The sequence below is a fragment of the Paenibacillus ginsengarvi genome, assembly GCF_003626695.1.
Lineage (GTDB): Bacteria > Bacillota > Bacilli > Paenibacillales > NBRC-103111 > Paenibacillus_AB > Paenibacillus_AB ginsengarvi.
Map to the genome: position 1 here is coordinate 172,147 of NZ_RBAH01000012.1, position 21,843 is coordinate 193,989.

The 21,843-nt window shown below is 57.4% G+C and carries 21 protein-coding genes; 10 read left to right on the plus strand and 11 right to left on the minus strand.

What is annotated here, in order from left to right; all coding sequences use genetic code 11:
- Window positions 1–315: 315 nt before the first annotated feature.
- Entirely contained in the window at window positions 316–2,304 is a 1,989-nt protein-coding gene (locus D7M11_RS17820; protein ID WP_120748587.1) for an ABC-F family ATP-binding cassette domain-containing protein, read from the plus strand.
- Here the strand turns inward: D7M11_RS17820 and D7M11_RS17825 are convergent.
- A complete protein-coding gene (locus D7M11_RS17825; protein ID WP_120748588.1) occupies window positions 2,274–4,577 on the minus strand; it encodes a hypothetical protein in 2,304 nt (767 codons plus the stop codon). The genes D7M11_RS17820 and D7M11_RS17825 overlap by 31 nt on opposite strands.
- A 597-nt stretch (window positions 4,578–5,174) precedes the next feature.
- On the opposite strand from D7M11_RS17825, the gene D7M11_RS17830 reads away from it, so the two are divergent.
- Window positions 5,175–5,663 (plus strand): GNAT family N-acetyltransferase, encoded by a 489-nt coding sequence (locus D7M11_RS17830; RefSeq protein WP_240041178.1) that lies wholly within the window; start codon window positions 5,175–5,177, stop codon window positions 5,661–5,663.
- Window positions 5,664–5,806: 143 nt separating this feature from the next.
- On the opposite strand, the gene tsaD is transcribed toward D7M11_RS17830, so the two are convergent.
- Genes tsaD through thiL form a run of 5 tightly spaced genes read right to left on the minus strand, consistent with a single transcriptional unit; the run spans window position 5,807 to window position 9,773 of the window.
- Window positions 5,807–6,883 carry a tRNA (adenosine(37)-N6)-threonylcarbamoyltransferase complex transferase subunit TsaD gene (tsaD, locus tag D7M11_RS17835; RefSeq protein ID WP_120748590.1) on the minus strand — a complete coding sequence of 359 codons (1,077 nt, stop codon included), beginning with the start codon at window positions 6,881–6,883 and terminating at the stop codon, window positions 5,807–5,809.
- Window positions 6,880–7,338, minus strand: coding sequence for a ribosomal protein S18-alanine N-acetyltransferase (gene rimI, locus D7M11_RS17840; protein WP_120748661.1), 459 nt, complete (start codon window positions 7,336–7,338; stop codon window positions 6,880–6,882). Before rimI ends, tsaD begins: the two co-directional genes overlap by 4 nt.
- Window positions 7,339–7,372: 34 nt before the next feature.
- The gene (tsaB, locus tag D7M11_RS17845; protein WP_120748591.1) at window positions 7,373–8,173 is read right to left on the minus strand and encodes a tRNA (adenosine(37)-N6)-threonylcarbamoyltransferase complex dimerization subunit type 1 TsaB; all 801 of its coding nucleotides are present in this window, start codon (window positions 8,171–8,173) and stop codon (window positions 7,373–7,375) included.
- Window positions 8,170–8,718, minus strand: a complete 549-nt coding sequence (gene tsaE, locus D7M11_RS17850) for a tRNA (adenosine(37)-N6)-threonylcarbamoyltransferase complex ATPase subunit type 1 TsaE (RefSeq protein ID WP_120748592.1) — start codon at window positions 8,716–8,718, stop codon at window positions 8,170–8,172. The genes tsaB and tsaE overlap by 4 nt, the downstream gene beginning before the upstream one ends.
- Window positions 8,715–9,773 (minus strand): thiamine-phosphate kinase, encoded by a 1,059-nt coding sequence (gene thiL, locus D7M11_RS17855; protein ID WP_120748662.1) that lies wholly within the window; start codon window positions 9,771–9,773, stop codon window positions 8,715–8,717. Before thiL ends, tsaE begins: the two co-directional genes overlap by 4 nt.
- Window positions 9,774–10,066: 293 nt before the next feature.
- Here thiL and D7M11_RS17860 point away from each other — a divergent pair, with 293 nt between their 5' ends.
- Window positions 10,067–10,570: a hypothetical protein gene (locus D7M11_RS17860; protein WP_120748593.1), complete on the plus strand. Its 504-nt coding sequence runs from the start codon at window positions 10,067–10,069 to the stop codon at window positions 10,568–10,570.
- 312 nt (window positions 10,571–10,882) lie between these two features.
- Window positions 10,883–11,596 (plus strand): AIM24 family protein, encoded by a 714-nt coding sequence (locus D7M11_RS17865; protein WP_120748594.1) that lies wholly within the window; start codon window positions 10,883–10,885, stop codon window positions 11,594–11,596.
- A 63-nt stretch (window positions 11,597–11,659) separates the two neighbouring features.
- Here D7M11_RS17865 and D7M11_RS17870 read toward each other — a convergent pair whose 3' ends face one another.
- Both D7M11_RS17870 and D7M11_RS36765 read right to left on the minus strand, forming a co-directional pair.
- Window positions 11,660–11,857, minus strand: coding sequence for an H-type small acid-soluble spore protein (locus D7M11_RS17870; RefSeq protein WP_120748595.1), 198 nt, complete (start codon window positions 11,855–11,857; stop codon window positions 11,660–11,662).
- A 22-nt stretch (window positions 11,858–11,879) separates the two neighbouring features.
- Entirely contained in the window at window positions 11,880–12,047 is a 168-nt protein-coding gene (locus D7M11_RS36765; protein WP_168928313.1) for a hypothetical protein, read from the minus strand.
- Between the two features lie 213 nt (window positions 12,048–12,260).
- On the opposite strand from D7M11_RS36765, the gene ku reads away from it, so the two are divergent.
- From ku to ligD, 3 genes are read left to right on the plus strand one after another with little or no spacing between them, the layout of a single operon-like run.
- A complete protein-coding gene (ku, locus tag D7M11_RS17875; protein ID WP_120748596.1) occupies window positions 12,261–13,112 on the plus strand; it encodes a non-homologous end joining protein Ku in 852 nt (283 codons plus the stop codon).
- A 51-nt stretch (window positions 13,113–13,163) separates the two neighbouring features.
- A complete protein-coding gene (locus tag D7M11_RS17880) occupies window positions 13,164–14,123 on the plus strand; it encodes an ATP-dependent DNA ligase (protein ID WP_120748597.1) in 960 nt (319 codons plus the stop codon).
- A gap of 14 nt (window positions 14,124–14,137) precedes the next feature.
- Entirely contained in the window at window positions 14,138–15,025 is an 888-nt protein-coding gene (ligD, locus tag D7M11_RS17885; protein ID WP_120748598.1) for a non-homologous end-joining DNA ligase, read from the plus strand.
- Between the two features lie 109 nt (window positions 15,026–15,134).
- On the opposite strand, the gene D7M11_RS17890 is transcribed toward ligD, so the two are convergent.
- The 3 genes from D7M11_RS17890 to D7M11_RS17900 all read right to left on the minus strand — a co-directional run bounded on the left by D7M11_RS17890 (window position 15,135) and on the right by D7M11_RS17900 (window position 18,721).
- Window positions 15,135–16,145: a globin-coupled sensor protein gene (locus tag D7M11_RS17890; RefSeq protein ID WP_120748599.1), complete on the minus strand. Its 1,011-nt coding sequence runs from the start codon at window positions 16,143–16,145 to the stop codon at window positions 15,135–15,137.
- Between the two features lie 140 nt (window positions 16,146–16,285).
- Window positions 16,286–17,713 carry a cardiolipin synthase gene (gene cls, locus D7M11_RS17895; RefSeq protein WP_120748600.1) on the minus strand — a complete coding sequence of 476 codons (1,428 nt, stop codon included), beginning with the start codon at window positions 17,711–17,713 and terminating at the stop codon, window positions 16,286–16,288.
- Window positions 17,714–17,803: 90 nt separating this feature from the next.
- Window positions 17,804–18,721 (minus strand): CPBP family intramembrane glutamic endopeptidase, encoded by a 918-nt coding sequence (locus tag D7M11_RS17900; protein ID WP_158606686.1) that lies wholly within the window; start codon window positions 18,719–18,721, stop codon window positions 17,804–17,806.
- A gap of 117 nt (window positions 18,722–18,838) precedes the next feature.
- Between D7M11_RS17900 and D7M11_RS17905 the strand changes: the two genes are divergently transcribed.
- The 3 genes from D7M11_RS17905 (at window position 18,839) to D7M11_RS17915 (ending at window position 21,842) form a co-directional block, all read left to right on the plus strand.
- The gene (locus D7M11_RS17905; RefSeq protein WP_120748602.1) at window positions 18,839–19,618 is read left to right on the plus strand and encodes a GNAT family N-acetyltransferase; all 780 of its coding nucleotides are present in this window, start codon (window positions 18,839–18,841) and stop codon (window positions 19,616–19,618) included.
- Window positions 19,619–19,685: 67 nt separating this feature from the next.
- The gene (locus D7M11_RS17910; protein WP_120748603.1) at window positions 19,686–20,648 is read left to right on the plus strand and encodes an AAA family ATPase; all 963 of its coding nucleotides are present in this window, start codon (window positions 19,686–19,688) and stop codon (window positions 20,646–20,648) included.
- Between the two features lie 6 nt (window positions 20,649–20,654).
- A complete protein-coding gene (locus D7M11_RS17915; RefSeq protein WP_120748604.1) occupies window positions 20,655–21,842 on the plus strand; it encodes a DUF58 domain-containing protein in 1,188 nt (395 codons plus the stop codon).
- The last annotated feature ends 1 nt before the right edge of the window (window position 21,843 follow it).

Here is a 21,843-nt window from a genome sequence, read left to right on the forward strand (position 1 = left end):
GTGGAACCTAGGCTTCGAAGCTTATTCCAAATACTTTGTGGGGAGCCCCGAAACTTATAAATTCTATAAAGGTAAAGAAAAGCTTCTGAACGAAGCCATTTCGGTGTGGTACATCCGAGCTTTAAAGGTTGCTTTTCTTGGTACAGAAATTCGCACTTCGGCAACCATTAATGCTTTGCCGAACCTAAATTGCTGTAACGTTTACAAAACGCCTCCCCATCGGTAAACTTGAGCTATATACAGGGGCTTACTATCGAAATCGCTTACGGCGATCCGAAACGCACCCGACGAATATTTTCCGGAGGAAGACAGCAGATGCTTTTGCAAGTAAACGGACTCAGTAAACATTACGGCACGACTACGGTGCTGACGAACATATCGATGCAAATTCAGGAACGCGACCGGATCGGTCTCGTCGGCGTCAATGGCGCCGGCAAATCGACGCTGCTCAAAGTGATCGCGGGCGAGATGTCCCACGACGAGGGCGAAATTTTCCGCTCGAAAGAAGCCCGGATCGGTTATTTGGCGCAAAACAGCGGCCTGCAATCGGATCGCTCGATCTGGGATGAAATGATGAGCGTTTTCGCCGGCCTGCTGGAGGCGGAGCGAGAGCTGCGAGAGCTGGAAGCGCGCATGTCAGACCCGCAGCTCGCGGCAAACGGCAAAGCGTACGAAGATTTGCTGCACCGCTATTCGGTCAAATCGGACTTGTTCCGCGAGCAGGGCGGCTTTCGCATCGAATCGCGCGTCCGCAGCGTGCTGCACGGGATGGGCTTCGGCTCGTTCGATCCGGGGACGATCGTCCACACGCTGAGCGGCGGGCAAAAAACGCGGCTGGCGCTGGCCAGACTGCTGCTCCAGGAGCCGGAGCTTCTTATGCTGGACGAGCCGACCAACTATTTGGATATTCAGACACTAACGTGGCTGGAGGACTATCTTCGCGGCTATGCCGGTGCCGTGCTGGTCGTTTCCCATGACCGTTTCTTCCTCGACGCGATGACGACGGTTATCTACGAAATCGAGCGGACGCGCTGCAAGCGGTATACCGGCAACTACACGAGATATATGGAGCTGAAGACAGCCGAATACGAAATCGAGCTGAAGCATTACGAGAAGCAGCAGGAGGAAATCGCCCGCATGGAAGATTTCGTCCGCCGCAACATCGTGCGCGCCACGACGACGAAACGCGCCCAGAGCCGGCGCAAGGCGCTGGAGAAGATGGATCGGCTCGATAAACCGGCCGGGGAGCTGAAAAAGGCGTCGTTCCGGTTCGAAACGGAACGCCAATCGGGCAAGGAGGTGCTGCGCGCCTACGACCTCGCCGCCTCGTATGACGGAACCCGGCTGCTCTTCAAGCACGCTTCCTTCGAACTGCGGCGCGGCGATATGGCCGCCCTGATCGGCCCGAACGGAATCGGCAAGTCGACGCTGCTGAAAATATTGACCGGTCAAAAAAAGCCGATGGCCGGCACATACGACTGGGGAACGAACGTAACGATCGGCTATTACGATCAGGAGCAGCAGGGGCTGAACCCGGACCATACGGTGCTCGAAGAGCTGTGGAACGAGTACCCGCATATGGAGGAAGTTCGCATCCGCACCGTTCTGGGCAGCTTCCTGTTCAGCGGCGAGGATGTGCTGAAGAAAGTGTATTCGCTAAGCGGCGGAGAAAAAGCGCGCGTCTCGCTCGCCAAGCTGATGCTGAAGCAGGCGAATATGCTCATCCTCGACGAGCCGACGAACCATCTCGATCTGTTCAGCAAGGAAGTGCTGGAGGCGGCTTTGCTCGATTATGAAGGCACGCTGCTGTTCATTTCGCATGACCGTTATTTTTTGAACAAAATGGCCGATCGGATGCTGGAGATGCACGCCGGCGGCATCGACGATTATTTGGGCAACTACGACGACTATGTCGAGAAAAAACGCGATCTCGCCGCCTTCGAAGCCGAGAAGCTGCTTGAGGCTGCCTCGGGTAAAGCAGCCGCGCCGAAGGCCGGAGCAGCGGCGGCAGGCGCTTCGCGGGACAGCGGCGGCGACCAGGACGCCTCCGCTGCGGCGAAGCCGAAAGATTACGAGGCGGAGAAGCAGCAGAAGCGGGAAGAGCGCGGACGCCAGCGGAAAATCGAGCAGCTCGAGGCTCAGATCGGCGTGCTTGAGGATGCCATCGCCGCGCTCGAGGGCGAGCTGCTGAAGCCGGAAGTGTTCAACGATTATGTCGCCGTCCAGCAAGTGAACGGCGATCTGGAAACGAAGAAAACAGAGCTGGAGCGGCTTTATGCCGAGTGGGGAGACTTGTCCTCCTGAAGCCGCATGAGCAGCATCGGCACCGCGGCGTATACGATCATCGTGGCCGCCGCCACGATGCCCGAGTCGTTGAAGGCCAGCGCGGCCACCGAGCCGACGGCGATCGCGATAAAACCGTTCATATAGAACGGGTGCTCGCTTTCCCAGCGGCGGAATGCGCCCCTCGGACGTACGACGGCCACGGCCATGACGATAAGGCCTGCGGCCAGCACCTTCGTCCACACCGATACGCCGATCAAGTGGACGTTCATTTGCAGCTTGCGGACGATCATCGCCGCGATCAGATCGGTCCGTCCGTCGCCGAGCGCCGCCATCGCCCGCCCGATATGGCTTTGCTGCGACGCCTCCGCCGGAATGGCGGCGTTAAGCAGCCATAACGAGGCGAAGCCCGCAGCGACGAGCGCGGCGCAGACAAGCACAAGCGGCAGCAGGCCGAGGCGGCGAGCTGCGCCGCCCGCGAAGCTGCGCAGCCAGGCGAGGCCGAAGGCGACCGCCGCGGTGACGGCGCCGCCTGCGTTCGTGCCGAGCTGCGGGGCGGCGAGGTACAGCAGGGGCACGGCGAGCGCGAGTGCGGCGAGGCCGGCGGCGCGGACGCGAGTGCGGCGGCGGTGCGCGTGCTCGGCCGTGCGCGAGGCCGGCGAAGCAGGCGCGGCGGGCGCAGCCGTGCGCGAGGCCGGCGAAGCAGGCGCGGCGGGCGCAGCCGTGCGGCGACGGCGTTCGAGCATGGCGGCGAATACGAGCGTGACGGCGCCGACGAGCACGCCCATGTACTCGTTGCCCATCCCGTAATAGCGGGCGCCGACCATCGGATCGTAGCCCAGCACCGAGCGCTTCATCCCTTCCGCGCCGAACAGCCCGTCAAGCAGCAGCGCCGCGGCTGTAATTCCGCTCACCGCGACTGCGGCTTGGAGTGCGCCGCTTCTCGCGAGACAGAAAGCTGCGATCAGCGCCGATCCCCCTATGAACAGAGCCGCTTGCCCGTATGCGGGGAGCGGCTTTATGACGTTCAGCCAGCCGGTCATGAGCAGCACGAGCGGAGCGGCCATAATGGCGAGCAGCAGCCATTCCACCCAGCGCACCGCTTTACGCGGCTTCCACCAAATGACGAGTAAAGCCCCGAGCATAACAATAGCTTCCACGGAGACGAACGGAAGCAGCAGCCGGGGCCGCAGCCGATATATATCCTTGATCGTATCCAGTTGTTTGCTCAGGGCGGTCCATGCGCCCGGCCGGGCTATCACTTCCATCGGCTGTCCCACCATATCTTGGGGCGCTTCGATGCCCAGCGATGCGAGTACCGACGGAGCGAAATCCGAAGCCGTCACGATGCCGCTCCGGCGCGTGCTTGGCGAAGTGAGCAGCCCGCCCGCCACTCCCGGCCCGGTGTAGATAACGGGTGCGAGCAGTTCCCTGCTTCTGGATGCTTCTGAGCCTACAAACGGCGAGAGGAGCCAGATGGAATCCCCGTTTCGTTGCGCGGCGAGAAGATCCCCAAGCAAGGAGTCGAGACGGCTGAGCGCCGACAGCTTTTGCCGTTTCGCCTGCGCCCCCTCATATAAGGGCTGCTCACTCTGAAACCGCAGCAGATCGCCCCATTCCAGCACGACGACGGCCGTCCCCTGAACCGACTGCCACGCCTGCAATAGTGCCGCCGCATTCGTCTTCACCCGGGATGGGGCTGCGTCATCCGGGGCTAGAACGCTCTCGTCGATGCGCCCGCAAGGCACGCGTCCCTTCTCGTCCATCAGCAGCAGTGGAGCATATCGCTTCTTGTCCGGCGGCGTATCGCTGTTCCCGATCACACACGCCGGTATGCCGGTCTTCCGCAGCATCTCTCCGAACAGGCCGGGACGCGGCCGCTGTGAGCGGATATCGTTGCGCCGCAGGATCGCCTCTATTTCCGGTAAAACAATCGCCGCTTCCCCCGGCTCCCGCCCCGTCAATCTCCGATACCGCTTCCCCCCTTCCCGAGCATCGTCTTCCCCGCCACGATTAACAGGCCATGCCCCGTACTCCGGGCTGCTGGAGGCAGGCGCCCCCGCTCCCAGCGTCACATATAGATCCTCCAGCCCTTTCTCGGGAATTCGCACATTCATCGCGCCGATAGCCCCCTCCCGAATGAGCAGGCTTATAGTAGGAAGCTGGCTCAGCACGTCCTCGCTCCAGTCAAGGAACGACCATCCGGGAATCGTGACAATCGTTACTTTATGATCCGCCTTATCGGGAACCGGACTGACAGGGACGGCTGCGGAAGCGCCATTGCCCGGCCGCATAGCAGGTCGCGACTCGGCTATGGAAGGAGGCGGATACCCAAACACCATGGCAGCTGCACATAAAACCATAATGACGACCATATTCGCATATCGAACACATGTTCCGAACCGTAAAAAAGCTGAGCTCATCATCAGCACCCCCGCAAGGATTGGGCGTTTCTGGTACGATTGCCAATGTTAGAATGCCCGGTTTTGCAATTTGCGAACCGTTTTTTCCCTTTCTGTCATGTTTCAGCAATCGCTAGACAGTTTCCGTCACAATTTGCCGCACGCATACAATTTCCATCCACATCTTCATATTTTATTAACAAAGTTATCCCCAAGCCAAAAAGCGAAAACAGCCGTTTCTTATGCGGATACACGGTGTCATCCACAAGGTTGTCCACATTATCCACATTTTCGGTTCCATAACTTATCCCGTCCTCAACAATGTTCGACACGTTGTCCCATCTGTGTTTCCATAACTTGTACACATTGTACACAAGGGGTGTGCATAACTTTGTCCACATGTGCAAAAGAGCTGATTTTATTGATTTTCTTCCAATTTTATTGGCAGCCCTCTTTTTCGTGAAAGGAACTGGTACACTGGAAGATGTGATGCAGCTATCAAGCTGGGACAAACAGGGGGAACTAATGATGGGTATGGAGGCGTGCATACGACAAGCACTCCCAAGCGATGTAGTGGCAGTATCGGAGCTATCCGGCCTTTGGGAAGCCGAGCAGATTACTTACGGGCTGGCAGCCAGCGACGAGGGTATGCTCGCAGATAGGCTCGGCGACTATTTTTACGTGTCCGAACTAGATGGTATCCTGATCGGTTATATATTTGGAGTTGTTCATGTAAGCGAAGGGCTCGCGGTCATCGACCAGGGAGAGCGTTATTTGGAGATTGAGGAGGTTTACGTTCATCCGGATCATCGCGGCGGCCGGATCGGGCATCGGCTCGTGGATGAGCTGCTCCGGTCTTCGGAGCATAACGGCGTGACCCGGTCCGTCGTTTATTCCGCCACGAAGCAATGGCAGAAGATGGTCGGCTTTTATGAAAAGTTCGGATTTCAAATGTGGTTTATTCAAATGTATCGATAACCGGACAATCTGCAATGGGCCAGGACCGGACAAGATTCGACGAGGATAACCTGTCTAATGTCTAAGCCGCAACTAAAAAGCAGCCGCAAAGCCGGACACTTCCATTCGCCCGGCATGACGACTGCTTCCGTACTTTTAAGATACTATACCGTTCCGTCGACCGGCTGCTTGACCGACCATTCCTCCAGCGAAAGTACAGGCTCGGCCTTGAGGTCCAGCTCCGACAGCTCGCCCGCTTCCCACTTGAGAAAAGCGGCGGCAGCGATCATCGCCGCATTGTCGGTGCAGAGCGATAGCGGCGGTACGAGCAGCGCCAGCTTCTCCTGCTCGCAGCGCGCGGCCAGCGCTTCGCGCAGCCCTTTGTTGGCGGCTACGCCTCCCGCGAGCAGCAGTTGCTTCGCCCCGTACGCTTTCGAGGCACGGATCGCCTTTTCCACAAGCACATCCACAACCGAATCTTGAAAGCCCTTGGACAAGCTGGCCGGATGAAGCACGTCGCCGCGCATTTTCGCCTGGTTGATCGCGGCCAGCACCGCCGACTTCAGACCGCTGAAGCTGAAGTCGTACGATTCCGGCTCCAGCCACGCCCGCGGCATGGGCACCGCCTCGTCCGCTTCGAGGGCAAGCCGGTCCACATGCGGCCCGCCGGGATACGGCAGCCCCATCGCCCGGGCGACTTTGTCGTACGCTTCGCCCGCCGCGTCGTCCCGGGTTTGCCCGATAATGCGGAATACACCGGGTGCCGGGACATGCACGAGTTCCGTATGCCCGCCCGATACGACTAACGCGACAAGCGGATAGTCAAGACGGTGAACGAGCCGGTTCGCATAAATATGTCCGGCGATATGATGAACGCCGATCAGCGGAATTTGCAGCGCGCAGGCTAGCGTCTTCGCCGCCACTACGCCGACGAGCAGCGCGCCGACGAGACCCGGCCCTTGCGTTACGGCGATGGCCGACAAGTCGCTGAGCCGAATTCCCGCTGCCCGCACCGCTTCCTCCAGCATAAGCGTGACGCTCTCCACATGTTTGCGCGAAGCGATCTCCGGGACGACGCCGCCGTATCGTTTATGCGTATCGATCTGGCTCGACACGACGTTCGCGAGTATCTCCGTTCCGTCCCGGACGACGGCGACCGACGTTTCGTCGCAGCTCGTTTCCACGGCTAGAATGAGCTCTTTTCCAGTAGTCGTTGATTCGTTTCGTTCCGTCTGCGTCATTCGTTTTCCAGCGTCCCTTCTTCGGACATGCGGCGCAAATGCGCCCACATAATGATCGCATCTTCTCCGTTGTCCGTGTAGTACCCTTTGCGCAGGCCGGCCGGAATAAAGCCCATCTTCGCATACAGCCGCTGCGCGATCACATTGGATGTGCGTACCTCCAGCGTAATTCGTTCGGCGCCCAAAAACACCGCCGCCGATTGAAGCTGAATCATCAGCCGCTCGCCGAGCTTTCTCCCCCGGTATGCCGCGCGTATGGCGATGTTGGTAATATGCGCCTCATCCAAAATAAGCCACATGCCGCCGTACCCGATAATGAGGCCGTCCAGTTCCATGATGAGATAATGGGCGAACTGGTTGTTCGTCAGCTCGTTATGAAACGCTGCTTCCGTCCACGGCGTCGTGAACGCCTCCTTTTCGATGTCGCAGATGACCGCTATGTCGTCCACGCGCATCGAACGGAACTGGAGCCCGCCTTCCCCTGCTTCTTCAGTCAGCTCCAAGAGGATCGCCTCCCCGCTTTTCCTTCTGCAGCAGCTTCACTTCCGCTTCCGCCAGCTGCGTATAATTCGGTACAAGCGCATGCATATCGTCCGCTTCGCCGCGACGGATGCGGCGCCAGGCCAGCTCCGCAATCCAGGCCGCTCCGACCTCGCTCTCCCGAATAGCCGAAGAGTGGCCGCTCCAGCCTTGAATCGTTTCGCGGAAACCGGCCGTTTCGCCGCCAAATACGATCTTCTCCGGTACGCTGCCTGTCGCACGGCGATCGTCCAAGAGGGCATCCAGCTCCCCGAGCCAGTCTTCCACAACGCGTATGCCGTCCTGAACGATAGCGGTCCAGCCTGCAGGGCCCGACTCGTAAACCGCGCAATATGCCTGCTTCCGCCGAGCGTCCAACAGAGGAATATACCAGGTTATACCCGCTTTCGAGTCTCCCTCCACTGTGTGCGCGTCTCCAAGCGCCAGCGCTTCCAGTCCAGACACCCCGATGACGGGAATGCCGAGCGACCACGCGAATGTTTTTGCCACCGTGACGCCGATACGCACTCCGGTATAAGAGCCTGGTCCGGTCCCAACCGCCACGGCATCCAGCGCCGAAGGGGATAAGCCTGCCTCCTTCAGCATGCTGTTTATTTCCGGTAGCAGTTTGATCGAGTGATTTCGTTCCGTTTCCGAGCGTCTCTCGGCGAAGATTCGTTCTCCGTCCGCAAGCGCCACGGTCAGAACGCTCGTTGAGGTGTCAATGGCCAGTAAGGTTTTGATCGCTGTTTTCTGATGAAGTGTCGTCATAGTATCGTCCCGTTCTCCTTCAAGCGTTTGCACCAATGTTCGTACAGCTCACCGTGCGGCATCAGTTCGATTGTCCGCTCCGTATCGCCGGTGCGATTCAGGCGGATCGCCAAATAATCGGCGGGAAGCAGACCCGGGATGAGCTCCGCCCATTCGACCAGCGTAACGCCTTCGCCGAAAAAATAGTCGTCCAGACCGAGCTCTCCGGCCTCCAACTCGGAAATGCGATAAACGTCCATATGATAAAAAGGAAGACGGTCTCCCTCGTACTCCTTAATAATCGTAAACGTAGGGCTGTTCACGATACCGGGAACCCCCAGCGCACGCGCAACCGCCTGAGAAAACCGGGTTTTACCCGCTCCCAGGTCGCCATCCAGCGTTACAACGGTTCCGGGCTCCATAAGTCCGGCGAGTTGCTCGGCCAGCCGGGCTGTATCCCGTTCATCGTTCGATAGGAACGTGTATATGCTCGTATCCGTATTCGTTTCCCCCTTCTCTCCCGTAAGCGGCCGGCAAGATGCAGGCGTTCGGGTAAGTGGCGTCATGCAAAATGATTATAGCCGCGTTTGCCGACCGGCGCCGGAACTCCGCCTTCGGAGCGAATAAGCGTCACGCCGATTGCCGGATCCGTGCCGTCTTCTCCGGCGGCCGCGACTTCGCCGACGAACCAGAGCCGAAGTCCCGCCTGCTCGAACATACGCTCCAGCTCCGCCCGATAATCCGGCCGTACCGTCCCGACAAGCTCGTAGTCTTCACCGCCGTACAGCGCAAATTCCAGCGGATCGGCCTGTACGGCGGCGGCGTATTCGCGCAGCTCGTCCATCAGCGGAATCCGCTCTCCGTGCAAAATGAGCGTTACGCCGGACGCCTCCGCAATTTCCCACGCTTCGCTCGCCAAACCGTCGCTGATATCGTTCAGCGCTCCGCACTGGCGCGGCTCCACTGCGGCCAGCAGCTGCCCCGCCTGAATGCGCGGCTCGGGCAGCCGGTGCGCTCTCGCAAGCGGCCGTAGCCGCTCCGGAAGCAGCTCCAGCGGACCGGCCGCTTCCCTGCGCTCCAGCATCGCGCGCAGACCCGCCGCAGACCCGCCGAGCGGCCCGGTCACGAACACGGCGTCGCCCGGCTGCGCCGCGCTGCGAAGCAGCGCCCGCCCTTGCTTCACTTCGCCGATCACAGTCACGGTCACGACCAGCCCGGACGGAGACGACGTCGTGTCACCTCCGACGATAGCTGTAGCGTACTTCTCCGCACAAGCGTAGAGGCCGTCGTACAGTCCCTGCAGCTTATCCGCGGGAAGCGAGCGCGGAGCGGCAAGCGCGACGAGCGCCCATCTCGGGCGGGCTCCCATAGCGGCCAGATCGCTCAGATTCGAAGCCATCGCCTTGTACCCGATATCCGCGAACGTCATCGTCTCCGGCTTGAAATGCACCCCGTCCACCATCGTATCGCACGAGACGACCAGCTCTGTCCCGCTGCCCGGCCGCAGTACCGCCGCATCGTCCCCGATACCGACCGTTACGCCGCTATCGTCCGGCGAGCGCTTACCGCCGCCATGTCCGCGCGGCCCGTTCAGCATCCGGATCAGCGCAAATTCGTCCATATCAGGCACAAGCGGCCCCTCCCGTTTCAACTTGTACCTATTATATCGGTACGGGGAAACGGCCGCAACAGCTTGAGAGGATGAAAGCGCGGATGCGCGGCCCGTTCCCTCTATCCAGTGTATTCTGCATGTTGACATCTGACGACAAAGCCTGCGTCCGTTCGCGCTTTATTTCCGACCTAAGGAACTTCCGCCGAGCGGAGAAACGAATCGACAATTTTTTCGTATACATTGTAATAGATGGGCTCGTATAATAGGACGTTAACAGCCGTTCATCCGAGGTGATCGCTCTTATGCTGCACAACCGTAATTCCGCTTGCCGCAGACGCTCGCCGCTTCGGTGTTCCGCCTGCCGGCCGCTGCTCTTGTCGATTATTGTCGCAGCTTTGGCCGCAGGGCTCTTTCCGTCAGGAGCTGAGGCGGCGTCGATTGCGGATAAAATAAAAGGCTGGTTCGAGCTGCCGTCCCAGGTGGACGAGCTGAAAAGCCAATATGAAGGAACGAAGCAGCAGCTCGAGGATGCGGCGAGACAAATCGACGAGGCCGCCCGCCAGTCCCAGGAATCGCTCGAGCAGTACCGCCAGGCCGAGCAGCGGCTGCGTGAAGATAACGAGCGGCTTGCGAAGCAGAACGAACAGCTTGGCGAAGCGATCAAAGCGCTCCAGGCAGCGGAGCAGCAGCGGGAAAGCCGCTCCCGCCGCACATGGACGGTCGTCTGGACGGCCATCGGCCTGGTTGCACTATACTTTTTGTCCTCGCGGTTATTCCGGGTATTGATTCGAAGCAGACGGTTATAAGAAAAACGTCTATCGACGTACTTCAAGGATGAGCGACCGCGGTTTAGCGGAAGTTTCTCTTGGTAAAGAAAGTCGTATTTCGTTACGCTTTAAAGCTTTACCAAACTTTAAACTTTCTTTAATGATAAGAAAAGCTTCTAATTGAAGCCTTTCGATGATGCACATTCGTGTTTTAGCGGTAGCTTTTCTTGCAACATCAGAATTCTTGAGCTTCGCTCAAAACTTATAAATTCTGATGTTATAAGCCAAATTGCCCTCCGAGAAAGCTCCTCCGAGGGCCGAACGAATATAGGATTCTGAAGGAGAACGTTCATGGAGATCCGTACTGACAGCCTGAACGGGGCCGGGAGAGCGCCTCACCAGTCTTTCGCCGACCTGGCGCTGGAGCCCGGGGAAGCGCTGCATGTGCTGCACCCGCAGCAGATCGTCGCCTTTCGGGGCGAATCGCCGCAGCGCGAGGACAAGCTGATGAATCTGAAGGGCATGTACCGCAAAAAAAAGCTGATCCGCTCCAGGCTGACCGGTCCCGCTTCAATGCTGCTGGCCCTACCCGCCGGGTATACGCTGCAAACGCTGACGCTCCGCGAAAGCGAGGACCTGCTCTTCGAATTTCGCCACCTGCTCTTCTATACGGAAGGGGTCGAGATGAAAAGCGTGATGCTCAGCTTTAAAAATATGATTGCAACGAAGGATGTCATGCGGCTCAAATTTTCCGGGGAAGGCTCGATTGGCATCATGTGTGCCGGACCGCTGCGCGAATGGAAGCTCGACCCCGAGGTCGCTTCCTATATCGATACCCGTTCGCTGATCGCCTATCCGCACAATGCGAAGATCGACCTCAGCGTATACGGCAACCATCTCGCCAGCCAGCATATGCACTATCAGTGGAAAATGACGGGCAGCGGCAGCGCGCTGCTTCAGGCGGGCCGTCCCGACGCGCAGCTCGAGCAGTTTGTCGGCCAGGACAGTTTAATGAAACGGCTGCTGCGGGAAATCGTTCCGTTTGGCGGCGTATGGTTCAAATAAAACCGGGAAAGTCCCGATCGTCGCCAGTGGCGAATATCGGGACTTTCGTGTTCTGCGGACTCCTTACTGCTCGAAGGAAGCCCCATGCTCCTGCAGCTCGGTAATCGGCACTTTTTTGGAGACGCGTTTGTCATTCTCCGGGTGAACGGTAGCCACTCCGCTGTACTTATCCACGCTGTCAATCCAGACGGATTCGCCCTGCCAAGTTACTTCAATTTTGTCGTTAGATAAAATAATATGTTGAGCGCGATCGTAATCCATGCGCCGCCAGCTCCTTTCTGTCCTACAAGTTCTCCTCTTCCTCTACAAACGTGCCGACCGAAGTTTCCTCGATCAGGCCGTTATGCATCGTCACATTGCCCCCGCCAAGGCCCTCGTTAATCATCCGGTCGACGTCCATGTCGTATTGGTCGCGCCCTTCATGGATGGAATCCTCCTGCCGCTCTGTCATGCTGTCCCTCCTTTTTTGCTCCGACATGGCGTTTTTAGATTGTCCATATCGGTTTCGGGGCATACGACAAGCTCTTAGGTCATACGCTAGTAAGCGGGAATACGTGTAGAACGCGCGGTTTTGGTGAACACTGTGAGTTAAAGAAGGTGCAAGCAGAAGCTTTTGAACCGGGGCGCGTTCGCTGGACGCGTCACCGCCAAGGAGGAATCGGTTATGCATACGGTCTGGAAAGGCGCGATCAGCTTCGGTCTGGTCCACGTGCCGGTTAAAATGTTTTCGGCTACTGAAGATAAAGACATCTCCATGAAATACATTCATACCCAGTGCGGCACGCCGCTATCTTATGTCCGGACATGCCACCACTGCGATCAGGCTGTGGAATGGGAGCATATTTCGCGCGGCTACGAATACGAGCCGGGCCGGTTCGTGCTGTTTGAGAAGGATGAGCTGGACAGCTTGTCGGAAGCGAGCAAAGAAATCAAAATATTGGATTTCGTCGATCTGCACGAGATCGATCCGATCTATTTTCAAAAAACGTACTACCTGTCCCCCGGCGATACCGGCTCGAACGCTTACAGCCTGCTGCTCGAGGCCATGCGCCAGTCGGGCAAAATCGGCATCGCCAAAGTATCGATCCGTTCGAAAAGCTCGTTGGCGGCTATTCGCATCATCGGCGACTGCATCGCCATGGAAACGATCTTTTATCCGGACGAAATACGTCCGATCGCACAGGTGCCGAACTTGCCGGAAAATCCGGCCGTTAGCGATAAAGAGCTGACCATGGCGAAAATGCTGATCGAGCAGTTGTCCACGCCGTTCGAGCCGGAAAAGTATAAGGACGATTACCGCGAGAAGCTGCTCGAGGCGATACAAAGCAAAATCGCCGGCGAAGAAGTCAGGGTAGCGCCGGAAGCGCCGAAGACGAATGTGGTCGACCTCATGGCCGCCCTTCAGGCGAGCCTGGAAGCCGTCAAACCGGCCAGCGTACCGACGCAGGCATCCGAATCCACGGCCAAGCCGAAGGCAAAGAGCCGGAAAAAGACGAAGGAAGAAACCGTGTCTTAACGTACGGAGCTTCCGTCTTCGGAAGTCATAACGCAAGCCCGGGAGGACGCTATGGACTTGAAGCCGATCATACCGTTCGAGCCGATCCGTGCCGAACGAGTGCCTGCCGGGCCAGAGTGGGTCTCCCAGATCAAATGGGACGGCGTTCGTATGCTCGTTTATTTCGACGGGCGCGAGACACGCTTGTGGAACCGGAGAAGCAACGACAAGACGTTGCAGTATCCCGAGTTTGCCGATGCCCGCGCTTACTGCCGGGCCGATTCGGTCATCCTGGACGGCGAGATGATCGCGCTGGATCAAGGCAAGCCTTCGTTTCACCAGATCATGAAGCGCGACCGGCTGCGCATCGCCGGCCATATCGAACGGGCCGTGCAGCTTGTACCGGTTACTTACATGATATTCGATGTCGTCTATTGCAACGGAACTTGGGTGCACAACCTTCCCCTTGAGCAGCGGCAGCAGCTTCTGGAGCAAATCGTCGTTCCCGGCGATCGCGTTCAGCTCGTGCGAAACGTCCCGGACGGCGAGGCGCTCCTGCAAGTGATGCAAGCCCATGATATGGAGGGTATCGTCTGCAAAGATATAACAAGCGCTTACGCTTTGGACGGCAAAGACTCCCGATGGCAGAAAATCAAGCTGTTCCGCGATCTGTACGCGGTCGTTGGCGGAGTTACTTACCGCGATAAGATCGTCAACGCGGTGCTGCTGGGCTTGTACAACGAGAATGGCGAGCTTGTCTACATCGGCCATGCAGGGACCGGCAAAGTGACGGGCGCTCAATGGGAGCAGTTGACCCGGCGTACGGAGACGATGCGGCTGGCGGCCAAACCTTTTGCCAATGAGCCGGAGAGAAGCAAGGATGCCTTTTGGATTCGCCCGGAGATCGTCATCAAGGTGCAGTATCTGGAATGGACACCATACGGCATGCTCCGCCATCCGAGCATCCAATCGTTCGTGGAAACGGAAACGCCCATTGAGCTATGTACGATTAGCCAATTGCGGGATAACTGAAGGAGGCGACGGACTTGGCCACGGCGACCAAAGGCACGATCACAGTAGAAGGCCACGACATTACGATCACTAATCCGGAGAAGCTGCTGTGGCCCGAAAAAGGAATTACGAAGCTGCTTTATCTGGAGAAGCTGATCGCCCTCGCCCCTTATTTGCTGCGCTACTGCCGGGACCGGCATTTGACGACGATCCGTTTCCCGAACGGCATTCACGGCAAGTCCTTTTATCAAAAAAACTGCCCGGAGCCGATTCCCGATTTCGTTCGGCTCGCTCCGCTGGACGGCATTCAGTACGTCCATCTCGATTCGCTGCCGACGCTGCTGTGGCTCGGTAATTTGGCCTGTCTGGAATTCCATGCGTCCTTTCACCGGATCGGCTCCGAACTGCCCGCCGAATGGCTGATCGATATCGATCCTTCGCTCGATTACGAGCCGCGCATCATGCAGGCGGTGCATCTGATCGGCGAAGCGCTCGACAAAATGGGCATCCACGCCGTGCCCAAAACGTCGGGCGCTACGGGCGTGCAGCTGTACGTGCCCATCGCAAAACCGTATACGTTCGAGCAGCTCCGCACGATCGGCCACTTTCTCGGCCGCTATTTGACCGAGCAGCACCCGAAGCTGTTTACGATCGAACGGCTCAAAAAAAATCGCGGCGATCGTATTTACGTCGATTATTTGCAGCACTGGTACGGCAAAACGCTATCCAGCCCGTACACGCCGCGGGCGCGCGAAGCCGCCTCCGTGTCGGCGCCGCTCGAATGGAGCGAGGTCGAGGCCGGCGCCGATCCGCGCGACTTCCATCTGCTCAATATCGAAGAGCGGCTGCGTACGAAAGGCGATCTGATCGCGAAGTCGCCTCTGCAATCGCTCGACCGCGTGCTTTCTTTTATCGGACAGTAAGTAGGTCTTTGAATGACAAAAAAGGCTGCCCCCTTGCTTCCTTCAACCGGATTCGGTTTAAGCAGGGAACAGCCTTTTTCGCGTTTTACGGATATTTGAGCGGCTTTCGTCAATCCGCCGTTTTCTTCAAATTCTCCAGATCCGAAGTGACCCGCTCGATCATGCCGACGAACGAGCTGAGCTCCTGCGAACTGCTGGCCTGCGTTCTCGCGTGGGCCGACGTCTGCTCCGACTCCTTCTGGACGCGCTCCAGCATTTTGCCGATTGCCTTCAGCTTGCTCTCGATCTGTACGAGCGCTTCCTTCGAGCGGGATGCCAGCTTGCGCACCTCGTTCGCGACTACTTCGAAGCCCCGCCCGTTCTCACCCGCACGCGCCGCCTCAATCGCCGCATTAAGGCCGAGCAGATGGGTCTGATCCGATATTTCCTTCATCAGCTCGCCCATGTTCTGAATGTGCCCGATCTCGGACGTAAGCTCCTTCACGAGCTCATTCGCGTTGTCTTGGGACTCGGCCGTCCGATGCGCCGTCTCGGCGACAGCCTGGCTGCTCTCCCCGAGCTCCACCATCATCGCCGCAAGCTCCTGAACCGCTGAAGTGACGACTGTGAGCACGTCCCGCTGCTTATCGACCAGACGCTCTACCTTCCGCTTCTCGTCGCGTTCATACGCTTCCAAGACAAGCTGGGAGTCTAGGTTGAACATTTTGCTCAGCGCGAAGACGACCTGATGCCATTCGCCCGGCATCACTTCCTGGAAGTAAGTCGTAGCCAAATTCAAATAGAGCATATAGGTGCCCAAGTACCAGTCCGTTGTCAGGCCGACCCGGGAATGAATTTCACCGATAATAATCCGTCTCGAGATATACTCCTCGTCCACCACACCCGAAGCAATCGACAAAAAGTACCAAACCTGCGTTTGCTTCAGCCTCTCGAGCGTGCTGTGCTTCTGAATAATATCCATCAGCTCGGGCTGTTCCATGATCCGCTTGTACAGCTCGTCCACAAGCCGGTTTACAATTTGTTCGAATTGCGGCTTTTTCGATTCCAACAGCTTCAAATCGGTATCGGTAAGCCCGATGTAGTCAATTTGCTTTTTCCTTGCTGTATTTAGTGCAATCATCACAATACCCCCTGATCGTGGCCTGCTGCCTACCTGTCATGATTCGACATTTTGGAGGCGTTTCCTTCCGCGCTCAGAGGGAATGCGACAATATTTGCGCTATTTCCCATTTCCTTGCCTTCGGACGCTTCTTCCTTTTCTCAAAATAACGGAGCAAGCATGCGTCCTACCGATTCTTTCATACGCTGCCATCTGGAGCGATTCTCGAACTCATTTTGCCGGATTTCCTTGCTGTTCTGCAGATCGGCCTTAAAGTCATGCTCCAGTCGTATAATCGTACTTTTGTCGTATAAAACAGCCATTACCTCGAAATTGCTGAAAAAGCTGCGCATGTCCATATTCGCCGTTCCTACGGTGGCGAGCATACGGTCGATAATAAGCGTTTTGGCGTGGACGAATCCTTTCTGGTACTGGTAAAAACGCACCCCGGCCTGCATCAGCTCCTGTACGTAAGACAAGGACGCCCAGTGTACGATTCTCGCATCCGGTACGCCTGGAAGTATAATTCGCACGTCAACGCCGCTTACGGCCGCCGTCTTGAGCGCCATCGCTATGCTTGGGTCGGGAATGAAATACGGAGTTGTAATATAAATCCGGTTGCGCGCCACGGCCATCGCCCCGAAAAACACTTCCAACACCGTATCCCACGGCGCATCCGGCCCGCTTGCAATAAGCTGTACCGTATCGTTGCCGCTGCAGGTATGCTCAGGAAAATATTTCGGGTCGGCCAGCGACTTACCGCTGGCGAACGCCCAGTCGGTCGCAAACGTATGCTGCATATAGTAGACGCAGTCGCCTTCGATCCGCACATGAGTATCCCGCCAATAACCGAGCTTCGGGTCGGCGCCCAAATATTCGTCCCCGATGTTGATGCCTCCGAGGAAGCCGATTTTGCCGTCGACGACGACGATTTTGCGATGGTTGCGGTAGTTGATCCGTTTGTCGAAAAAGGCGATCCGGGGCGTCAGGAAGCCGTGCACCTCGACCCCGGCCCGCTCCAGCTCGCTTATGTACGTTCCGCTCAGCTTGTAGCTGCCGACGCCGTCGAACAACAGCCGGACGGACACCCCTTCCGCCGCCTTGCGTATCATCATCCGTTTGAATTTCTCGCCTATGCGGTCGTGGCGGACGATATAAAATTGAATATGGATAAACGAACGGGCCTGCTCCATCGCTTTAAACATCGCGGCATACGTGTCTTCCGCGTTATTGTATATATCGACGCAGTTGCCCGGTGAAATAATCGAGCCGGGGATGTTGCTAAGAAGGCCGAGCAGGCGGTGCTCGCGGTAAATATCACAGCGGCGTATCGCATCGCCGGGATCGGCCTTTTTCGCTTTCATCCGCAAGGCGCGCCGAATTTCGTCAACGACCCGCCGGTCCTTCCGCTTCATTTTTTTGCGATGCGTATATTCCTTGGCCAGAAAGTAATACACGATGAAGCCAATAATCGGAAAAATAAACAGGATGGACAGCCAGGCAACCGCCTTCGCCGGATTGCGAAAATCCAAAATCAGTATGGTCGCGATTTGGAATATGAACAGCCCGAGCGCAATACTTAACCACATTACGGATGACACCTCCCCGGACGAAAACTTTCACCGGCGCCGGACTAGCCTGAACAGCGCATGTTCTAGCATGTACCCGCAAGCGTTCCGTTATTCGCCCTGCGGACTGCAAGGCTCCTGTTCCTGCAGGCGTCTCTTCCGTTTGCTCCATATGTACCAGATGGCCGCTAGCATAACGGCGGTTGCGATCAGGCTGCCTTCGGCGCCGAACGAGCCTCCCGACCACAATGGCGAGCCCTCCGCTGTAATTTGCAGCGGAGATACAACCTTCGTGCCGGATACTTCAAAGCCGAACACATTGCCCTGCACATAGTTCCATGTAAAGTGCAAGCCGATCGGAAGCCACAGCGTTCCGGACACTTCCCGGCAAACGGCAAGCAGCACCCCGGCGATAAAAATGTTGAGCAGCGGAACCGGCTGCTCCAGCGCTCCCGGATTGAAGGCGTGCAGCAGCGAGAAAAAAAGCGAGGAGCAGATGATGGCCGCGCCCGTCCCGAAGCGGTAACCGATCAGGCCCTGCACATAGCCGCGACTGAACAGTTCTTCATTCAGCGCCACCAGGGCGAAAAGCAGCAAATAAGCGGCCATGTCGGCCCAGACGGCGGCGTCCGTACGGATCGAATCAATTCGGATCACGCCGGCTGCAAGCATAAGCACGAAGATAGCCGCCATCAAGACGACCCCAATCCCCATCCCCCGCGCCAAATCGGCAAAAGCCGCCCGGTTCATCCGCCAGCCGATCGTCCAGCCTTTCCTGCGCTCGAACAGCCCATACATAATCGGAACCGCGGCCAAAAACCCGGCAGCTTGCGCAATCATGGAGCCGTACGTAAACGTCGGATCGCTGAGCAGCATATCCAGCGTAAAGTCAGTCCCGGCGCCCCCTCCCGACATGATGGCAATCACGATCACGACCGGTATCATCGCCACCAGTGTCAGTATAAAGGCGAATAGAAACGCCAGTATAATTTTGCCGACCGCTATTAGGATTGCTTTGGTTTGATCCACTGCCTCGCCTCCTTTCCTATCTTTTTCCATTGTACATATAAAACGGCAGCGGCAACAATTGAATATTAAATCTATGTATTGTATATTTATTCATATTTGCATATAAAGGAGATTCCTATGTACAAATCGATTGAAGAACTAACATTAAACAGCTGGCCTGCGGAACAAACGCTGCTGCTTCAAGGCTGGCTTGTCCGCTATGCAAGCGGCTTTACGAAACGCTCCAATTCCGTCAGCCCCCTATACGACTACGCCGGCAGAGATACGGAAGCGCTCGTTCGGACTTGTGAGACGTATTATAACGAGCGGGGACTCGATTCGGTTTTCAAATTAACCCCTTATACGAGTCCCGGCAATCTCGATACGATTCTGGAAGAGCGCGGCTACGCCTATGCGGACAAGTCCGGTGTCAGGGGGATCGATCTGGAGCGGGCGGCGCTCCCCCGGCTCACCGCGACGCTTTCGGAGGAATGGAGCGACGACTGGCTTGCCGGGATGGCCGCGTGTAACCGGCTGAGCCCCGGACAGATCGAGACTTGCAGGCGGATTATGAGAAGCCAGACTTTACGGCACGCCTACTTTACGCTGCATGATGGCGGCATCCCGGTAGCTTATGGGTTAGGTGTCATTCAGCATGGCTACATAGGCCTCTATGACATCGTAACCGGCGAGAACTGCCGAAGAAAGGGCTATGGGGAACAGCTCGTACTGAATATACTGCACTGGGGCAAACAAAACGGAGCTACGCACTCGTATTTGCAAGTGGTAGAGAGTAATTCGGCCGCCGTACGACTTTACGACAAAATTGGATACCAGCCTCTTTATTCATACTGGTACCGGGTGAAAAAGTATGATCCGGGGCAGGATGTATCTTTCGTATTTTCACCGGACTCCTAACCGGTGTGGTATGCTAAGAACATAGCTGATCTCGTTTTTTCACTCCCCGTACAAGGAGCGTGTCCGCATGTTATTATCCGATATCCGCCGGCTGGCCGAACAAGTGAAGCAAAATATCGGCAAAGTGATCGTCGGCAAAGAAGAAGTGATCGATCACCTGCTCGTCGCCTTGATCGCATCCGGGCATGTGCTGCTGGAGGACGTCCCGGGCACCGGCAAAACGCTGCTCGCAAAGGCAATGGCCAGATCGCTTTGCGTCCAGTGCAAGCGCATCCAGTTCACGCCGGATCTGCTTCCCTCCGATCTTAGCGGCATTAATTATTACAATCAGAAGGAGGGCGCCTTCCAGTTCCGGCCGGGCCCCGTCTTCACGAACATTTTGCTCGCCGACGAAATTAACCGCGCGACGCCCCGCACGCAGTCGAGCTTGTTGGAATGTATGGAGGAACGGCAGGTAAGCATCGACGGCGAAACCCGCGCGCTGAATCGGCCGTTCATGGTCATCGCCACGCAAAACCCGGTCGAAAATCAAGGAACGTTTCCTTTGCCCGAAGCGCAGCTCGACCGGTTTCTGCTCAAGGTGAGGATGGGCTATCCGTCGCGGGAGCAAGGCGTCGATATATTGAAAAGGTTCAAGCAGGCTAGTCCGCTGGACGAACTGGAAAGCGTTGCGGCGGAAAACGAGCTTATCGCGGCTCAGATGGCTTATTCCCAGGTGGACGTTCACGACGATCTGCTCGGTTATATCGTCCAGCTTGTCGAGAAAACCCGCAGCCATCCGGACGTCGCTCTCGGGGTAAGCCCGCGTGGCAGCCAGGCGCTGCTGAAGGCGGTGCAGGTGTACGCCATCCTGCAAGGACGGGATTACGTCCTGCCCGACGATATCAAAGCGATGGCGAAGCCGGTGCTTGCCCATCGGCTGCTGCTGAAGCACGCGACCCGGTTGAAGGACAACGCCTCGGAAGCGGTCATCGATTATTTGCTGCGGGAGCAGCCGGTTCCGACGGAAACGGTCGCGCAGAACGGTTAAGCCGCCATGAGCGTACATTGGCTGCTAATCGTAACGGCGCTGATCCTATACTTGCAGGGCAAGCTGTATCAGTGGCAAGGGCTGCGCGGTGTCAACTACCGACGCGAATTTGACGTGTCCGCCTGCTTCCAGGGCGAGGAGGTTCAGCTAGTCGAGGTCATATCCAACCGCAAGCTGCTGCCGCTGCCATGGCTGAGACTCGAGTCGCTCATGCAGTCGGGTCTCCATTTTCACAGCCAGTCGAATCTGGATATCTCCAAGGGCGAACTGCTGCAAAACCATCGCAGCTTGTTCAGCCTGATGCCGTATACGCAAATTACGCGCAGGCACCGGGTGCTCTGTCTGAAGCGGGGCTGCTACGACCTGAAATCGGCGACGATGACGTGCGGCGACCCGCTCGGCCTCTACACTACTTTCCGGTTTTTGCAATTCGACCGGCAGACGAGGCTGCTCGTATACCCGGAGCGCATCCCGCTCAGTGATATCCCGCTGCCTTCCCACAGCTGGCAAGGAGATGTGACGGTACGGCGCTGGATCCTGGACGATCCGTTCCGCATCGCAGGCGTACGGCAGTACCAGTACGGGGACACAATGAACATGATCAATTGGAGCGCCACCGCGAGAGCCGGATCGCTTCAGGTGCACCGGCGGGATTTTACGGCCGATCACCGGATCATGATTATGCTCAACTTCGAGATTACGGAAACGATGTGGGGCGCGGTGACGATTCCCGAGCGGATCGAGAAAGGCATCGCCTATGCCGCGGCCATCGCAAGCTCGTGCCTCTCTCAGGGGATCGATACCGGTTTTGCCTGCAACGGCGTTTTGATCGACGACCCGGAGAAGCGGTCGGTGCGCATCCCCCCTTCCGGCGGAGACGCCCATCTGCTTGATCTGTACGAATCGATGGCAATGCTGCAAATCGAGCGTAGCGAAGACTTCTCCGATTTTTTGGAATACGATCTGCTCGAAGGGACGAAAAGCACCGACTTTATCGTCATTACGTCGTATGTGAGCGAGAAAATGGAGCGGCAGTTTGACCTTCTGCGCCATAGCGGCAATGCAGTTCAAATCGTCTCGCTCACGGACGCGCCGCTTCCGTCCTATGGCGAAGGAGACGGCTTCGCTTCGCCGGAAAGCTTCGCCATAGGCCGCGACGGCGATAACGGATCCGCGGAAACGAAAGGAGCGTAGG

Coding starts and splice junctions, on each gene's coding strand:
- D7M11_RS17820 (WP_120748587.1), top strand. CDS start 316: ATGCTTTTGCAAGTAAACGGACTCAGTAAACATTACGGCACGACTACG.
- D7M11_RS17825 (WP_120748588.1), bottom strand. CDS start 4,577: ATGCGGCCGGGCAATGGCGCTTCCGCAGCCGTCCCTGTCAGTCCGGTT.
- D7M11_RS17830 (WP_240041178.1), top strand. CDS start 5,175: ATGCAGCTATCAAGCTGGGACAAACAGGGGGAACTAATGATGGGTATG.
- tsaD (WP_120748590.1), bottom strand. CDS start 6,883: ATGACGCAGACGGAACGAAACGAATCAACGACTACTGGAAAAGAGCTC.
- rimI (WP_120748661.1), bottom strand. CDS start 7,338: ATGCGCGTGGACGACATAGCGGTCATCTGCGACATCGAAAAGGAGGCG.
- tsaB (WP_120748591.1), bottom strand. CDS start 8,173: ATGACGACACTTCATCAGAAAACAGCGATCAAAACCTTACTGGCCATT.
- tsaE (WP_120748592.1), bottom strand. CDS start 8,718: ATGACGCCACTTACCCGAACGCCTGCATCTTGCCGGCCGCTTACGGGA.
- thiL (WP_120748662.1), bottom strand. CDS start 9,773: ATGGACGAATTTGCGCTGATCCGGATGCTGAACGGGCCGCGCGGACAT.
- D7M11_RS17860 (WP_120748593.1), top strand. CDS start 10,067: ATGCTGCACAACCGTAATTCCGCTTGCCGCAGACGCTCGCCGCTTCGG.
- D7M11_RS17865 (WP_120748594.1), top strand. CDS start 10,883: ATGGAGATCCGTACTGACAGCCTGAACGGGGCCGGGAGAGCGCCTCAC.
- D7M11_RS17870 (WP_120748595.1), bottom strand. CDS start 11,857: ATGGATTACGATCGCGCTCAACATATTATTTTATCTAACGACAAAATT.
- D7M11_RS36765 (WP_168928313.1), bottom strand. CDS start 12,047: ATGACAGAGCGGCAGGAGGATTCCATCCATGAAGGGCGCGACCAATAC.
- ku (WP_120748596.1), top strand. CDS start 12,261: ATGCATACGGTCTGGAAAGGCGCGATCAGCTTCGGTCTGGTCCACGTG.
- D7M11_RS17880 (WP_120748597.1), top strand. CDS start 13,164: ATGGACTTGAAGCCGATCATACCGTTCGAGCCGATCCGTGCCGAACGA.
- D7M11_RS17890 (WP_120748599.1), bottom strand. CDS start 16,145: ATGATTGCACTAAATACAGCAAGGAAAAAGCAAATTGACTACATCGGG.
- cls (WP_120748600.1), bottom strand. CDS start 17,713: ATGTGGTTAAGTATTGCGCTCGGGCTGTTCATATTCCAAATCGCGACC.
- D7M11_RS17905 (WP_120748602.1), top strand. CDS start 18,839: ATGTACAAATCGATTGAAGAACTAACATTAAACAGCTGGCCTGCGGAA.
- D7M11_RS17910 (WP_120748603.1), top strand. CDS start 19,686: ATGTTATTATCCGATATCCGCCGGCTGGCCGAACAAGTGAAGCAAAAT.
- D7M11_RS17915 (WP_120748604.1), top strand. CDS start 20,655: ATGAGCGTACATTGGCTGCTAATCGTAACGGCGCTGATCCTATACTTG.